Here is a 13,828-nt window from a genome sequence, read left to right as displayed (position 1 = left end):
TATCTATAATGCAAGTTAACATTCTAAATTCATTCGTAGTCAGAACCCCCCTACACCCATTAAATCATTTGGAAGAATTCCTTAAGCTGAAAAATGAGGAAATAATTAAGTTCTTATTTGATTTTTATGAAGAACCTATTAATCAACAAGCATTAAACATAGCATCTCCTGGTTTATTAAACGTAATAATAAAAGCTAAGGAAAAACAATTAGGTGAAAAAGAAATGAATAAACTAATTATCACCTTAACTAAATATTTCTTAAGAATAACCTCAAGAGAAACTCCTTTTGGCTTTTTTGCAGGTTGTTCTACTGGAAAGTTTAGTGATCATTCAAATTTCACTGTAAGTAACAAAATTGACCATTCCATTGCCACGAGGCCTGATATGCATTTCATGTGCCAACTTTTCAAACAAATAATGGAAAGTGAACATATTAGAAGTAGTACTAATTATAGATTAAATACTTCATTATTTTCATTGGGTAAAAATTACAGATATATCGAATCAAAGTTTAACGGCAGCAGTAAAAAATTTGAAATAAGTGAAGTCCCCAAGTCAGAAATTATTGATAAAGTAATTGATCAGTCAAAAAAGGAAATATCTTATATTAAATTAATAAATTCTGTCAAGGAATTAGAGCCAAATTTGGGTAATGAGGAAATCGAATTCTTTATAGATGAATTAATCGAAAACCAAATTATCATTCCAACGATTGAACCAACGGTAAGTGGAAGCTTTTATCTAGATTTTCTTCTAGAGAAGCTTACCGAAATACAGGAACAAAATAAAGAGACTGTAAAACTTTACAACCTATTATCAGAAATAAAAAAGAATTTTGGGCAGAGAAGTCTAAATGATTTTAATTTTACAAAACTACTAGATAAGGTTAGTGAAATCGAAGGTCTAAATTTTAAAATAGACCCAAAGATGTTCGTTCAAGTAGATTTATATATTTCAAATAAATCAAATTTAATAGATGATTCCATTCAGGCAAATGTCAAAGATGGATTTTACGCATTATCAAAATTATGGACTAGCTTTCAAAATAAAAATTTGACCAAATTTATTGAAGATTTTGTAAGTAGATATGGAGAAGAAGAAGTTTGTTTATTGGAAGCTCTTGATCCTGAATATGGAATCGGGTATGGACACAATATCAACATAGAAGACTTAGGCGAGTATACAGGACAGATTCCATTTTTTATAAGTAATAAAAACGGTGAGCTTTTCAATTGGAATCCTACTTTTGATTTAATGTTAAGAAAATTAATAGAAGCAACAAGTAATAAGGAATATGAAATAAAGCTCACATCTGCTGATCTCAAAGAGTTAAAGTCAAATGATGAATTATTTGATTTTAGTACATTAAGTGCGGTTTCGAATATTTTTAATGAAAATGGTATTTCCAAGGTTCATGTATCATCAATTTGGGGTCCTTCTGCTGCAAAAATATTAGGTAGATTTGCAAATGATAATAACGCAATTAAGAAAACAATTGAAACAATAAATGAAAAAGAAAATGGTCTTGTTTCTGAGGATTGGATATTTGCTGAAATCGTACACTTGCCTGGTAGCAGAGTTGGGAATATATTACTAAGACCTGATATTACTCAATATGAAATTCCCTATTTGACAAACTCATCTAAAAAAGAAGATAATCAAATTGTACCTAATGATATTTATATATCTATAAGTGGGAATAAGGTAGTCTTAAGATCTAAAAAATTAAATAAATTCATAATTCCAAAATTAACTAATGCCCATAACTATCAAAATACGACTCTTCCAATTTACCATTTTTTATGTGACATGAGTGCACACAACTGGATACAAGGAATACAATTTAACTGGGGTCCGCTGGAATCAACTTACAAATTTTTGCCAAGAGTAACCTATAAAGGCGCTATAATATCATTGGCTAAATGGCATTTTTCTTCAAATGAATTAAAAAATGCTTTAACTAACCAAAACTTAGAAGAATTTGCTAAATGGAAAAAGAAATATTCTTTACCAAGCTTAGTTACAATGGACGAAGGTGACAATAAACTTCTCATTGATTTTGATAATAAATTAATAAGAAACATACTCGTTGAATCATTAAAGAATAAATCTAAAATTCAACTGACTGAGTTTATCCATGATTCAAAAAATGCTATTGTTAGAGATACCTCAGGCCAAGGCTTCGCTAGCCAATTTGTATTCACATTAACTAATAATTCAGATGTATACTTGCCACAAATCAATAAAGATTATTCTTCCATTAATGGAGTGAAAAGAAATTTCAATATTGGTGATGAATGGATATTTTATAAGTTCTATTGTGGTCCAAATTTTTCAGACTCTATATTAATTGAGTTTATTTCTCCTTTGATTAATCAATTGAAACAAAATAATTTTATGAAGAAATGGTTCTTCATTAGATATTTTGATGAAAAAGGTTACCATTTAAGAATTAGAATCGAACCTTCCGATAAGTCGTATTTCTCAATTATAAATAATATTGTAAATGAAATTGGAGAAAAACTAATTAATGACAGATTAATTTCTGATTATAATTTATCGGTATATCGACGAGAGCTAGAAAGGTATGGAAGTAAATATATAAATCTTGTGGAGTCCCTTTTTTACTTTGAGAGTGATCTAATTCTTGCAATCCTTGCAAAATTAGATTTTGAAACATTAGAGCAAAAGAAATGGAACTTTGCTACAATGCTACTTAACCAAATTCTAGAAAATTTTAAATGTAATATTGAGGAAAAACACATGATTTTATTAAACCTATCCGATAATTTCGGAAAAGAATTTGGCAAAAATAAATTTACAATTAAAAAATTAAATAAATTATATCGTAATATTCGGAATGATTTAAATTCAGTATTAAAATCTAATCAATTTGATGATAAAGAACTGGAGATAATAAAGTTAGCCATCGATAATTATTCAAATAGAAGTTTGGTTACTATTCAATCAATGGTAAGCATATCCTCCAATAGAAATGAGCTGACTAATCTTTTATATAGCTTTTTGCATATGGCAATGAATAGAATTTTCAAAAATTCACAAAGGAAATATGAAATGGTAATTTATGATGTTTTAAATCAATTTTATAAGTCAGAGTTAGCTAAGATTAAATATAATTGACAACCTAAATATTTAGTAGGTCAAAAAAAGCATTTATTCTTAGTATTGTTTTAGTGTAATCTAACTAATTAAAATATTTCACAACAAAGTTGTGAGCAAATTTAAAATCACCTTGAAAAAATTTCCAACATATAAACAACTAGATGAAAAAGATTGTGGCCCAACTTGTTTAAGAATTGTCTCAAAATATTACAAAAAAAATTTTTCTTTAAAAACCCTAAATGAATTAAGTGAAACAACCAGAGAAGGAACAACTCTTTTAAATTTAAGTGATGCTGCAGAGAAGTTAGGGTATAGGACCATCGGATTAAAATTAACTTTTTCTGAACTTCTATCTAGAATTAATCTTCCTTGTATAGTTCATTGGGAAAATAAACATTTTGTTGTTGTCTATAAAATTAAAAAGGACAAAGTAAGCGTATCTGATCCCGCTTTTGGACTAATAAGTTACCCTAAAAGGGAATTTATTAATCATTGGGTAGGAGAAAATTCGGAAGAAAAAGCTGGGATTGTATTAATGCTTGATCCTTCTCCAAGTTTTTATGAAAATGAAGATGAAAAATCTGAAGCAGGATCTGATTTTGCGTATATTTCAAGCTACTTACGAAAATACAAGGCCGTCTTTCTTCAAATCTTTCTAAGTCTCCTTTTTGGTAGCCTTCTCCAATTGATATTTCCTTTCCTAACCCAAAGTATAATAGATGTTGGAATTCAAAATAAGAATATTGACTTTATTAATATCATATTGATTGCACAATTGTTTCTATTCCTGGGAAGACAAGGGATTGAAATTGTCAGAAACTGGATACTTGTAAATATCAGTGCCAGAATTAATATTTCTCTTGTCTCTGACTTTTTTATTAAACTATTTAACCTACCAATTTCATATTTTGATTCCAAAAGGACCGGAGACATTCTAGAAAGAATTAATGATAATTCGAGAATTCAGCAATTACTAACCAGCACCTCTATTAATGTTCTGTTCTCCATATTAAATTTACTGATTTTTGGCGGCGTATTAATATATTATAATGTAGATATTTTCCTTTATTTCTTTTTCGGAAGCTTCGCTTATTTGCTATGGGTATTTCTTTTTCTTAAAAAAAGAAAAGAAATAGACTACAAAAGATTCTCTTATGTCAGTAAAGAAAAAAGTAAAATAATTGAATTTATCAATGGAATGCAGGAAATAAAATTACATAATGCGGAAAAGTTAAAAAGATGGAATTGGGAAACACTCCAAGTTAAGTTATTTAATCTTAGTCTTAAAAATATAATTATAGAACAATTTCAAACTTCTGGTTCATTAATTATAAACGAGTTAAAAAATATCTTCATCACTTATTATTCAGCAAAACTTGTAATAGATGGGGAAATAACTTTAGGAATGATGCTGTCAATATCTTACATAATTGGACAACTAAATTCTCCAGTAGGACAACTTGTTGATTTTACCCATTCAATTCAAAACGCAAAAATAGGCTTAGAAAGACTGAGAGAAATCCTGAATAAAGAAGACGAGGACTCAAATTTAATAGGAATAAATAGTATCCCGGAAAACAGCAGTATCCATCTCAAAAACCTTTCTTTTAAATATACTGGTTCAGAAAAAGAAGTTTTGTCAAAGATAGATTTGACTATCCCCTCAAATAAAGTAACTGCAATTGTTGGGGAAAGCGGGTGTGGGAAGACAACCTTATTGAAAATTCTATTAAATTATTACGATATTAAAAACGGCGAAGTTTCAATTTCGGGAGTGAGGCTTCAGAATATAAGTAAATCCGATTGGAGAAAAAAATGTGGTGTTGTAATGCAAGAAGGGTATATTTTTAGTGGTACAATTTCAGAAAATATTGCACTTGGTGATGACAGAATAGATAGATTAAAACTCCAAAAAGCTTCTCAAGTTGCTAATATAGAAGATTTCATTAATTCACTACCTCATGGATATTTAACTGAAATTGGTAATGACGGTCTTGGATTAAGTACAGGTCAAAAGCAAAGATTATTAATTGCTAGAGCAGTTTATAAAAATCCTGAATTTATATTTTTCGATGAGGCCACTAGTGCTCTTGATGCTAACAATGAAAGTAAGATAATGGAAAACTTAAATCTTTTTTTCAAAAACAAAACAGTGGTTGTTATTGCCCACAGGTTAAGTACGGTTAAGAATGCAGATCAGATAGTTGTCATGGAACAAGGGAAAATTGTTGAACTAGGTTCTCATAGTGAATTAATAAATTTGAAAGGAAGGTATTTCAATTTGGTTAAGAATCAATTGACTTTGGAAAAAATCAGTTCTTGAGAGTGATGAATGAAGATTTGGATATAGAAAAATCCGAGGACTACAATGATGTAGTAAGTAATTTCTCAGATTGGAGCACAAAATATGGGATGCTTATATTTGGACTTATTATAACAGCTATAGTTTTGATGAGCTGGTTTATCCAATATCCTGATTTGGTTGAAGGAGAAATAATAATTACAACGAAAGATCCAATAACCAAACTTGTTGGTAAAAAAACCGGCTATATATCACAGCTACATGTTAAGGATAACCAATATGTTAAGAATAATGAGATTATCCTTGAGTTCGAAGATAACGTTACACTTAGATCGATAAAAAAAGTTAAATCCATTCTAAATACCATAAAAGAAAATTTAGGACACAAATCCTTTTTTCGTGAGACTCCATCCTATTTTGAAAATGTAAATCTTGCTGAAAACCAAGAAGTTTTAAATAGTTTAATTTTATTACTAAAAAATTATTCAGAATTTTTAAATGACAATTATTATGAAAAGAAATTTGAAGTTTTAAACAATCGAATAAAAACAAACAATACGTTAATTAGAACATACATGGTAAATGATAGTATTTCTAAGCTTCAGTATAGTCTAAATAAAAAGATTCATCTAATGAGTGAGCAGATGTATCAAAAAAAAATCATCCCAGACTCTGAATATCTTGGAGACAAGGTAGCCTTTCTTGAAAAAGAAAAACAGATTAATATAAACAAACAAATTATTTTGGAATCCAATATTGTAAAGAATAACTATATAGATCAATTAATTGAATTAAAACATGAAAAAGAAAAAAGAAATAGGGACTTTGTAAATCAAATTTCCCAAAATTTAAGGAAACTAAAAAGTATAGTAAACTCTTGGGAATACCAAAATATTATTAGAAGCCCTGTCGATGGAGAATTAAATTATTTAGTAGATATTCATAAAAACCAATATATAAATTCTGGGGATGAATTATTTGGAATAGTCCCTAAAGGTCATAATTACATGGGAATATTAAATTTAACTTCAAATGGGTATGGTAAACTGAGAGTGGGACAAAGGGTAATTATTAAATTAAAATCATTTCCAGCTCACGAATTCGGAGCTTTAGAAGGAAGTATAACCGACCTTTCTAATCTCCAAAAAGATGGGATATATAGAGTATTAGTCGAAATAGAAAATTCTTCAAATACTTCATACAACAAGGCAATCAAGCTAAAACCTGAAATGATAGGTTCAGCACAAGTTATCACGGAAGATTTAAAACTTTTCCATAGGATATTTGGGAAAATAATAGATATTTTTGAAAAATAACTGGACTTTGACCTAAACTCTGTCTAGGACTTAAAAAGCTGCGGGTGCAGGCCAGGGACCTATCACTGTTGTCGAACCTGATCAAACTGTACTAAGCATCAATACGGAAACCTAATTATTTAGTGAGAAATTTTCCCTTCCCGGGGCTAACCCCCGGGAAGGGAAAGGACAGCTAACACTCCCCACTTATCAAACTATATAAATAAATTCTTCCCGTCTTTTTTCCTTTAATCATTTCTTTCTTCAACAGGTAAGATAATCTTACTGCGATATTACCCTCTAATTTCTTAGTATCTTGACTTGGTTCTTGTCTCAATATTTCAGTTATAATTGTAGACTTATCAGCTTCCTTTAATTGACTTAAAGCAAAGGCTATCTTATTATCTATTGTATCCCCTTTACTATATTTTTCAGGAGGAACTAATTTACCTTGACTTTTAACACTTCTATTTAGAGTTTGTTTTTCGTCTGTAGCATTACCGAAAATTTTTCCTCCAAGAGCCTGAATCGCTAGGTCAATTTTACTTAATTCTGACAATAAGCTGTTTCTTTTTGAATTAAGGTGCTTAAGAATTTGTCGATCTGTTATCCTTTCTTCTTTCATAATTTTAGGGTGATTACAAATGAAGATATAAACCTTACTATATCTATGATCAATTTAAGTTGAATAAATTTTATAGAGAGTAACTCAGTTCTTCCTTACAAGCAAGAAATTTAAATACAGGGTGAAATCTAGCTTGTATATTGTTACCCGAAAGTAGCAATTAATTTTAACAATTCTTAGAAAATTCAGAATTTATAACTTTCAATTACTTGCTATTACATACTGGAATTAATTGGTTCAGCAATTATATTTGAATTAGTTTACGGTAAACTGATTAATTATGCAGGGGGCATCTATATCAGAGACCATCTGCCCAGACTCTTGCAGGTAATCATACAGGGTCTTAATCCGTGCCTTATAGCGCTGAATACTGGACCCTGAACGCTTGATACTCCTTGCGTATTCAATAAATCCGTTAAATGCAATACCCAATTTTCCGGTAAAGGTGATAGGTGGAACTAGGAGCCGTTTGCCGGAAAGGCTGCCATTTTCCTGATAATTCGACAGCATTTCTATATAGCGGATTCTGTCTTTGCTTGATTTTTTATAATCGGCATAGGGCATATCGCCAAACCTTTCTTTGATATGAGCATCGCCAACTGCTCTTGAATAAGTGGTGATACCCAACTTAACCATGTACTTGTCCAGGTGATCCCAAGATTGAATAATCTTCCTTATACAGGCGGGTCGATACTTCGCAGCTTTTAATACTATCATAAAATCCGCGGAAAGATTAGATAAGTGTTTTGTTTTCATAATAACCTGATATTTATAGACTTAAGATCTATAAAATACGATTATTATGTAAAGAACTTACCTAAAGAACAGTATGGAAATAGGTGGAAAAAAAGGTAGAGAGGTTGGTTGAAGAATAAACTTTACATAATATTACTGTTTACATAAGCGATTATTCATCGGGACTATATTAACCAAGGCAGGGATATCAAAGTGGGTATTTATGATGATATTGTGAATATTGTATCGCCTGGTAGCTTGCCCAATAATATAACCATGGATGATATTTTTAATGGACGGAGTGAGGTTCGCAACAGAGTATTGGCAAATGTATTTAAGGAGCTAGGTTTGATCGAACAGTGGGGAAGTGGAATTAACAGGATTATCAATGCTTGTAAAAGCTATGGGCTTCAGTCCCCAAAAATCCAAGAGAAGAATGACTATTTTGACATTGAATTTATTCGACCACAGATAACCGCATCCTCAAAGGAACGCATTGAGCAAGACCAATCAATAAGACAGGATCACGAACGATTACGAACGATTAGAGAAAGAAAAACAAACCATCCTTTTATACTTACTTGAAAAAGGAAAAATCTCAAGGAAAGAGGCTAGTAACTTATTAGGATTGAAAAACACCAAAACTTACGAAATTCTCACTGAAATGGTGGACCAAGATCTTATCAAAAAACAGGGCAAAGGGAGAGCCACTTACTACAAACTATAGTGGCTCCTCTCCAGACTTCCCCAAAACTATAAGCTTCTCTATCATTTCCATTTCATCCAAAAAAGAGTTCGATCCACGTAGCGCCAGCTCCAGCTGACGGTATTGTAAACAATTATTCTTTGTATTGATTTCTTTAGAAAATTTCAAAACCTCCTTCCAATCCTTCACAAAACGGTTCAAAAAACACTGAATATTCAACAAAAAACCCATTACATAATGCTGTTTTTGTTGTTTTAAATCTATCCAGTCTTCAGGTTACTTTAAATACCATATATCCATTTTGTTTTAATGCCCCTTCTTTTTATCTCTAATTATTTTTTTTTATTTGGCTCCCAAAATTTAAACATTTAACTATTTTTAAATTCGATCGCTTATCTGACCAATGATTCAGTTCTTTCTAGAATATTTTTTGTTACTTACATTAAGTGCATTAATACAGAATTCATATGAAACCCGTAAAATCAAATTCAACATATCCAAACCTACCACAAAGGTTGTTCTGGGATTTCGATTTAGATAAACTGGATTGGGATAAAAGCTATAGAACAGTCATCGAAAGGGTAATTGAGCGGGGTACTAAAACTGAATGGACTGAAATGACCAGGTATTATGGCAAAAACTTAATTAAGTCTACTTTAATAAACGAGATCAATTATCTTCCTGAATATGCCATTGACTTGGTTGAACGAAATTTTGGATTAAAAAGAACCCAACTTAAATGCTACAAAAAGAAACAGTCTCGGCATCAACATTGGCTTTGATTAAGCTGTTGATGAAAGATGAGAAAATCTAAGATTTTTATTTAGCCGGAGGCACTGCTCTGGCTTTGCAGCTTGGACATCGAAAATCAATAGATATTGATCTTATCATAGGATCAGGATTTGATAGCGATGAACTTGGCGACCACCTAAATGAACCGTATAAATTCGAAGTTACCTATTCAGGAGGAAACACCATTTTGGGTTTTATTGGGGATGTCAAGGTCGATCTTATTGCCCATCAATACCCCATGATAAACGATGTCGGTTTAGTGGAAGATGTAAGAATGGCTTCCTTAAAGGATATTGCAGCAATGAAGCTTAACGCTATAGTGCAAAATGGATCAAGGTTAAAAGATTTTGTCGACATTTCCGGGAGTATCTCATAAACTGTGTAAGTCCACAAATCGGGCTTACCAGTAAAAGGATAGACCTCGAAAATATCAGTGTGATTGGTACAATCGCACTGATATTTTGAGGAGCCTGCGGCAGGCACTATACCGATCAGTGTGTGAATAAATGTTTAACTTTAAACGCACATTGATTGAAGATGAAAAAAGAAGACCTTTTAAACGACGATTTCCTAAAGCAGTTCAAGAACGGAGAAGAACTGCAAACTTTTTTAGGTGAGCTCCAAAAGCGGGCAGTGGAAAAGATGCTAGAAGGAGAACTGGACAGCCATCTTGGATACCGAAAAAACGAACAGTCAGACAATCCCAACTCACGCAACGGACACACTTCCAAAAAGATAAAGAGCAGTTTTGGGGAGTCACATATCAATGTCCCCAGGGACAGGGACGGCAGTTTTGAGCCGGCACTGGTACCCAAAAGGAAAAGCATGGCAGAAGGTGTGGAGAACGTGATCATCTCCATGTATGCCAAAGGGATGTCCAACCATGACATAGGGGAACAGATCAGAGAGCTCTATGACATCAACGTATCGGCATCTACCATATCCAGGGTTACCGATGCGGTGTCCGAGGATATTGTGGCCTGGCGGAACCGTCCGCTCGACCCGGTCTATCTGATCGTATGGATGGACGGGATATCCTTCAAGGTACGGGAGAACTCCAAGGTGGTCAACAAGACCGTTTACATTGCGGTAGGGCTAAAGACCAACGGATTAAAAGAGGTCCTGGGGCTCTGGCTGGGAAAAAACGAATCAGCGGCCTTTTGGATGGGCGTACTCACCGATATGAAGGCACGGGGTGTCGAGGACATCCTGATCACGGCCACCGATAACCTTAACGGCTTTACCGATACGATCAAGGCCTCCTTCCCCGAATCGGTCACCCAGATATGTGTAGTACACCAGATCAGGAACGCCTGTAGATATGTGGTATGGAAAGACAAAAAGGCCTTCACCAAGGATATGAAAGAGGTCTATACCGCTCCAAATAAGGAAGCTGCCGGGGCCGCCCTGGAAGATTTTGCCGAAAAATGGGAAAGCAAATACTCATATGCCATTAAAAGCTGGAGGGACAACTGGGATGAACTGACCGTTTTCTTTGACTATCCCGTGGAAATAAGGAAGATCATTTATACCACCAACCTGATAGAAAACCTCAATGGAAAGGTCAGAAAATACACCAAAAACAAGCTGTCCTTCCCAACTGATGAGGCAGTTATCAAATCGGTATTCCTTGCCCTGCGCGAAGCCACCAAAAAATGGACAATGCCGATCAGGGACTGGGGAATAATCCTTAATAGTTTTCTGCTTATATTTGGAAAAAGGGTCAGGCTAAACTAAACCTGACCCCACTAATTGAAATTTTAGTTTACACACTTTTTGGGATAGTGTCACATTTCCTGCCTGCTTACTTTATTGCCTCTCCAAAAACTATTAGAGGCCTACGAGCAAAAATACCCAGACGTAAGTGGTGCAATAGCTCAAAAAGCGTTAGTTTACTTTGAAGACATAGATTTCTCTGTTCCTCTTGAGTATATGCCAAAATTTAACCACAAATGGGCAGTAATTAAAAGCCAACTTGAAAAGGTAGTACAACAACCCAACCACACTATCTTAATAAATAAGAATTCCCCATATAAAGGGCGTAAACTCCAATAATAAAGTGGAATTTTTTCTTTTTTACCTTCGTACTCCTCTAATCATTAAACTCAAAACACCTCTTTCTTCAATCTTTCAAACCAGCAAAGCCACCAAAAATATCTAATAACTCCTCCAAATTCTCAACAAAACGATCCGAAACAAGTACCGAATAGTTAACCACTCGGTACTAAAAAGCTACAGAAAAACCCATTCTAATCGTACTATCTCAATACTTTATCAAACCGTTCTGAGCCTATTTTTTTCACTTTCCATCAACCTCCTCACATCCTCAAAATCATAAAACATCAAACCTCCTACTTTTGTAAATGGCAATGTTCCATTAATTCTCAAATTTTGCAAAGTGCCTGGGGAGATCCCTAATAGCTCCCTAACTTCATATGATTTAAGCCACCTTTTCGCGGGAGTTCCGGTTTGCTTTTTAAAGAATTGGTCCAATTCTTGGAAAAATTGTTCCTTAAATTCCATGAGGTCCTGTTTTGTGATAATCTCTATGTCCATACCTTAAATTTTATATAAAATAGTTTAGGTTAAAGGTAAAAGATGCCATCCATCAACATTCACCAGTAGAACCCAACTCAGGTGTTTTTTTTTCAGACCATCAGTTTCCAGTATTCAAAAATTACATTTTAAAGGTAGTTACCTGTAATCTGGAAATTTAGAAATTTTGACATCTTTTTCTTTAATTTCTTTATTCGATAAAATATTACGTAGTTTCTCCATATCATCGCTAACTTTCGACTCCACTACTTTTGCATAAATCTGGGTGGTTGTTATCTTGGTATGTCCCAAAACCTTACTCACAGTTTCTATAGGCACACCATTTAGTAAAGTAATAGTTGTAGCAAATGTGTGCCTGGCCAAATGAAAGGTCAGGTATTTATTCAGCCCGCATCCTGCTGCAATATCCTTCAAATTTTTGTTGAGCTTTTGGTTACTAGCATAGGGAAAAATTGTACCTCTATCCAAGGCCCTACGATCCTCTTTATATTTCTCAATCATCCTATCGGCAAAGGGCAATATTGGAATTTTGACTTTTACACCAGTTTTTTGCCTAGTTGTATAAATCCATTTCCCGCCATCTATTCCACGTATAATATGGGTCAGGCTCAAATTCATAATATCCACATAGGATAATCCTGTATAGCAACTGAACACAAAAAGGTCTTTGGCCAGTATGAGTCTTGGAAGTTCAAATTCAGTATTTTCTATAAGCTCTAATTCATCCTGATCCAAAAAACCTCTCTCTACTTTATCAAATTTTATCTGATACTTAGCGAAAGGATCTTTTTCCAACCACTCCAACCTTTCCCCAAATGAGGATAGCTTTTTAAGCCTTACAAGATGTTTCATGATCCCATTGTTGCTCAGCCCTTTATTTCCTTCCTTTGGAAAAGTCTTTCTTAGGAAAAACTCAAAATCAGATAAAAAGCGATAGTTTATTTCACTTAAAAAAACATCCGAAACCCTTAACCATTCTTTAAAATATTTCTTTAGGTATTTTTCCGTGGTCCTATAATTTTTCAAACTTCCTTTGGAAAGTGTATTGGCAAAGGTAAGATTATGGTATTCCATCAAGCGCAACAATGTATACTTTTCCTCCCCACCCCTTAAATAATAATTCTTTAGATCATCAATATGAAATGCCCGCCTTTTATTGGCCAATTCATGATAAGCTTCATAAATCTGGCTCCTAACCTCCTCTATAAAGAAATTGGTATCGGAGGCATTTCGACGAGTCCCTCTTAACTTTCCCTTATTTTTGTCCCATTCGCTCTCTTTAACATACTTTTTAAGGGAAATTTCTCTCCTTGATCCGTTCAGACTAATTCTAACATAAATTTGGCACATCCCGGCCTTGGATCTAGATTTCCTGATTATAAAGTGAATTCCAAACGTGTTATTTACTTTCATTTTATTTCATTTTGCATCATTTTGACTAATAATTTCAATTCACTCACCCTAAACAGGTGAAATGGAAATCAAAAGGAATCAAAATAAATTGAAAAAATTAACCACAAACAACTGTAAAACAGTCACTTAAAGCAATTATAATAAAATAAAATCAATAAATAGTGTTCACCTAATTGCTCTCATACATCTTAATATATTATGGTATATCTTGATGTATTTAAAAACAAAAAAGCCTGTAAACCATATGATTTACAGGCTTTTACATTCGAAAGGATTCGA

General features: G+C 33.0%; 11 protein-coding genes and 1 pseudogene. 7 read left to right on the top strand and 5 right to left on the bottom strand.

Going from position 1 to position 13,828, the window contains the following annotated elements; genetic code table 11:
• Positions 1-8: 8 nt before the first annotated feature.
• From KZP23_RS17135 to KZP23_RS17125, 3 genes are all read left to right on the top strand, one after another.
• A complete protein-coding gene (locus KZP23_RS17135) occupies positions 9-3,143 on the top strand; it encodes a lantibiotic dehydratase (protein WP_226333007.1) in 3,135 nt (1,044 codons plus the stop codon).
• Between the two features lie 112 nt (positions 3,144-3,255).
• Positions 3,256-5,448: a peptidase domain-containing ABC transporter gene (locus KZP23_RS17130; RefSeq protein ID WP_226333005.1), complete on the top strand. Its 2,193-nt coding sequence runs from the start codon at positions 3,256-3,258 to the stop codon at positions 5,446-5,448.
• A 5-nt stretch (positions 5,449-5,453) separates the two neighbouring features.
• Positions 5,454-6,743 (top strand): HlyD family efflux transporter periplasmic adaptor subunit, encoded by a 1,290-nt coding sequence (locus tag KZP23_RS17125; RefSeq protein ID WP_226333004.1) that lies wholly within the window; start codon positions 5,454-5,456, stop codon positions 6,741-6,743.
• A gap of 172 nt (positions 6,744-6,915) precedes the next feature.
• On the opposite strand, the gene KZP23_RS17120 is transcribed toward KZP23_RS17125, so the two are convergent.
• On the bottom strand, positions 6,916-7,347 hold the full coding sequence (locus KZP23_RS17120; RefSeq protein ID WP_226333002.1) for a hypothetical protein: 432 nt from the start codon (positions 7,345-7,347) through the stop codon (positions 6,916-6,918).
• A 255-nt stretch (positions 7,348-7,602) separates the two neighbouring features.
• Positions 7,603-8,064, bottom strand: coding sequence for a hypothetical protein (locus tag KZP23_RS17115; protein WP_226332998.1), 462 nt, complete (start codon positions 8,062-8,064; stop codon positions 7,603-7,605).
• 231 nt (positions 8,065-8,295) lie between these two features.
• On the opposite strand from KZP23_RS17115, the gene KZP23_RS17110 reads away from it, so the two are divergent.
• The gene (locus KZP23_RS17110) at positions 8,296-8,667 is read left to right on the top strand and encodes an ATP-binding protein (protein ID WP_226332997.1); all 372 of its coding nucleotides are present in this window, start codon (positions 8,296-8,298) and stop codon (positions 8,665-8,667) included.
• A 136-nt stretch (positions 8,668-8,803) separates the two neighbouring features.
• On the opposite strand, the gene KZP23_RS17105 is transcribed toward KZP23_RS17110, so the two are convergent.
• Positions 8,804-9,019 (bottom strand): hypothetical protein, encoded by a 216-nt coding sequence (locus KZP23_RS17105; protein ID WP_226332995.1) that lies wholly within the window; start codon positions 9,017-9,019, stop codon positions 8,804-8,806.
• 236 nt (positions 9,020-9,255) lie between these two features.
• Between KZP23_RS17105 and KZP23_RS17100 the strand changes: the two genes are divergently transcribed.
• From KZP23_RS17100 to KZP23_RS17090, 3 genes and pseudogenes are all read left to right on the top strand, one after another.
• Positions 9,256-9,570 (top strand): DUF6922 domain-containing protein, encoded by a 315-nt coding sequence (locus KZP23_RS17100; RefSeq protein WP_226332994.1) that lies wholly within the window; start codon positions 9,256-9,258, stop codon positions 9,568-9,570.
• A gap of 47 nt (positions 9,571-9,617) precedes the next feature.
• Positions 9,618-9,956 (top strand): annotated as a pseudogene (locus KZP23_RS17095) (nucleotidyl transferase AbiEii/AbiGii toxin family protein); the annotation flags it as partial.
• A gap of 161 nt (positions 9,957-10,117) precedes the next feature.
• A complete protein-coding gene (locus tag KZP23_RS17090) occupies positions 10,118-11,317 on the top strand; it encodes an IS256 family transposase (RefSeq protein WP_137404701.1) in 1,200 nt (399 codons plus the stop codon).
• Between the two features lie 537 nt (positions 11,318-11,854).
• Here the strand turns inward: KZP23_RS17090 and KZP23_RS17085 are convergent.
• Complete coding sequence (locus KZP23_RS17085; protein WP_226332992.1) at positions 11,855-12,136, bottom strand: helix-turn-helix domain-containing protein; 282 nt, start codon at positions 12,134-12,136, stop codon at positions 11,855-11,857.
• Positions 12,137-12,274: 138 nt separating this feature from the next.
• Entirely contained in the window at positions 12,275-13,549 is a 1,275-nt protein-coding gene (locus tag KZP23_RS17080; protein ID WP_226332991.1) for a site-specific integrase, read from the bottom strand.
• Positions 13,550-13,828 lie beyond the last annotated feature (279 nt).

Source organism: Echinicola marina (assembly GCF_020463795.1).
Taxonomy (GTDB): Bacteria; Bacteroidota; Bacteroidia; order Cytophagales; family Cyclobacteriaceae; genus Echinicola; species Echinicola marina.
Note: the sequence above shows the minus strand (reverse complement) of the source record. Positions and strands in the feature narration are given on the sequence as shown.